This is a genomic window from Streptomyces sp. NPDC057654, assembly GCF_042800135.1.
GTDB lineage: Bacteria > Actinomycetota > Actinomycetes > Streptomycetales > Streptomycetaceae > Streptomyces.
Genome location: NZ_JBHVHQ010001394.1, coordinates 1 through 1341, shown reverse-complemented (window position 1 = coordinate 1341; position 1341 = coordinate 1). Strand labels below are relative to the sequence as shown.

The following is a 1341-nucleotide window of genomic DNA, read 5'->3' as shown; positions in this document are numbered from 1 at the left end:
GCACCACCTGGTGCCGGGCCGCACGCTGCAAACGGGGGAAGGGGGTGGTCAGTGGTCCCACATGGCTTCGGCCATCACGCCGTTGCGGGGGGCTTCGTGGCGCTGGATGTCGCGGGCGTGCAGGCGGCGGAAGGCCGGGAAGAGGTCGCACGAGGCGGAGATGGCGCGTTGCAGCAGGTGGTGGATGTCGGCGACGGCTTCCGCGACGGGCTTTTCCACCGGGTAGGCTTCGGCGCTCTTGACGGCGAGGAAGTCGATGGCGGCGGCGACGTTCTCCAGCCCGATAGGGATGCCCTCGTATTCGGCGGCGACCGCGTAGGGGCCCATCATTGCGGTGAGTTCGTTGCGGGCGTAGGTGTGGGCGATGTCCTCGCACGAGGACCGGAACAGCGAAAGCCGCCGGTCATAGGTGCCATCCAGGCGGCGCTCCAAGATGTTCCACATGTGCTCGCGCACGCGCGGCGTCTCGTGCCGGGCGAGGTCCCATTCGTGGTGCTTGGCGAAGGTGGGATAGAGGTCGGCGGCGGCGTCCCCGGCCTGGCGGACCAGGGCGTAGACGGCGGCGACGGTGTCGGCGAGGCGCTGGTCGGCGGGGTAGCGGTCGGCGGTGTTCACCGCGAGTTGTCGGATCGCTTCGGCGACGGAGTAGATGCCTTCGGGCAGGCCCTCGTACTCGGCGCCGACCGAGAGCATGGAGGGCGGGTCGTAGGCGGCGTAGGCGGTGCGTACGGTCTCGGTCTCGCGGACGAAGTGGCTCATGATGTCTCCCCAGCCGCCCGTGGAGGCGGCGGACGATGCGGACAGGGGGCGGCCGGGAGAAGGGAAGGCGACGGCGACGCGCAGGCGCACCATCCAGCGGCGCCACACCCGCCAGGCGATGACCGGACCCCAGCGCAGGAACCTCAGCCCCCACACCGGCCCCGGCCGCGCCAGCCGCGAACGCCGCAGGAGGGCTCCGAGCAGCGCGGCGGGCAGCGCCAGAACCAGCCCCGGCACGGCGGCCAGGCCGCCGGCGGCCACCGCGAGCACCCCCGCCCCGGCGGCGCGGATGGCGCGGCGGGCGCGGTTGCGGGCCCACTTGCGCAGGAGCCGCCAGCCCATGATGGTGGCGTGTCCGGCGCGGGAGGCACGCACCCACCGCCCGGCCAGCCGCGCCAGAGTCCGCAGCTTGCGCACCAGCGGCCCGCCGATGCGCCGCGCGGTACGGGCGGCTATGCGGGCCGCTTTCGCGGCCATCACCGCACCGCGCTGCACGCGGCGGGCGGCGCCGCGGGTGGCACGGTGCAGCTTGCGGGCGACGGGCCGGGCCGCCCGGGCGAGCGCCTCGGCCATCTTCGTCGC

1 pseudogene is annotated in these 1341 nt (G+C 74.0%); it reads right to left on the bottom strand.

Annotation, left to right across the window (positions count from 1 at the left end):
* Nucleotides 1-48: 48 nt before the first annotated feature.
* Nucleotides 49-1341, bottom strand: a pseudogene (locus ACFU99_RS43880) (hypothetical protein); the annotation flags it as partial.